This is a genomic window from Vibrio sp. Vb1337 (genome assembly GCF_033338715.1).
In the GTDB taxonomy this organism is placed as follows: domain Bacteria; phylum Pseudomonadota; class Gammaproteobacteria; order Enterobacterales; family Vibrionaceae; genus Vibrio; species Vibrio alginolyticus.
This window is the reverse complement of the sequence record NZ_JAWOTD010000189.1, coordinates 1-1,164: the sequence shown is the minus strand read 5'-3', so window position 1 is coordinate 1,164 and position 1,164 is coordinate 1. Positions and strand designations below refer to the sequence as shown.

General features: G+C 49.2%; 1 protein-coding gene and 1 pseudogene. Both read right to left on the bottom strand.

Annotated features, from left to right (window positions below; genetic code table 11):
- Positions 1-326 (bottom strand): annotated as a pseudogene (gene vopD, locus R7E42_RS24930) (type III secretion system translocon subunit VopD); the annotation flags it as partial.
- A gap of 11 nt (positions 327-337) precedes the next feature.
- On the bottom strand, positions 338-1,164 hold an 827-nt coding region (gene vopB / locus R7E42_RS24925; RefSeq protein WP_318073224.1), incomplete at its 5' end, for a type III secretion system translocon subunit VopB.

Below are 1,164 nucleotides of genomic sequence, written 5' to 3'. Positions count from 1 at the left end.
GACAGCGATTGAGAAACCGCGTCCGAAGGTGATTTGATCACTTCTTCACCATTCAGCACTTTCGCGGTAGTGCTCATCAGTAGATCAATCGTTGGTGCAAGCTCACCCATCAGGTTCGCAACCACTTGTGCTTGATTACTGATCGCAGGAGCTTTCGGCCCATCTAATTGATAGCGACCTGCACCAGAAACGTTTGACTCACCGTTGCTTTTTACTGCACCCGCTTCCAATTTGGTCTCTGGTGTTTTTTCTGCTTTGGTTGTTTTGATAGTGTCGCCCAAACCATACAGTTCACCGCGACCCGTTCCACCAATTTTATCCAACATACTTCCGCTCCTTAAACCGTTGCAGGACGGCTTAACACCGTTTGCATAGTTTCACTTTTCGCTTGAATCATTTGCATGATGATGCTCATCAGCTCTTGGAAATCTTCCATCAACTTGCCAATTTCTTCTTTTAGCTTATCGATGACTGCCTGGCTCAACGTCATTTTGGCGCGGAGATCCGTGATATCGGCTTGTATTTCCGTAACGTTCGCATTGTTGGCAGCGTGAACGCTGTCCGTTGCACCTTTGCCAATGTTAACCGTAAGGTCAACCGTTTCAGCGCCGTAGCGAATCGCTTTGGCTGTGGTTGTCGCAGCTTTAGAACCCATGTCCGCAACTTTTGCCATATTGGCTGCAGCTTTCGTGGCAATATCTGTCACTTTCTGCGCAATTTTGCTGGCACTTTTCGCGGCAAGTTTCGCGATACCACCAGCCGCCGCGCCACCAAAGGTCACGATTGCACCGATGACAGCGACAGCAATTTCTAATGCCATCACCACTTTGTTCAACACATCGACATTCACACCCGCTTCTTTTAGCGCGTCTTGAACGGCTGGTTCTTGCAGTGCCATGCTGACTGCACCCATGACGCCACCAGCGATCATAAGCGCGCCAGCTGCCGCACCAACGCCAGTAGCAACCATGATGGCACCTACCACAATGGAGACAACCGCGCTGATCCAACCAAAGATCTTCGCCGCTAAGCCCGATTTCTGAGCCTCTTTAGCAGCAGCTTCTGATTCCTTGATTTTCTCTTGGTTCTCTGCCATTTCTTGTTCATGTTTGGCTTTTGCGACTTTCACTTCCTGAATTTTCAGCTCGTTCTGAGCACTTTTCA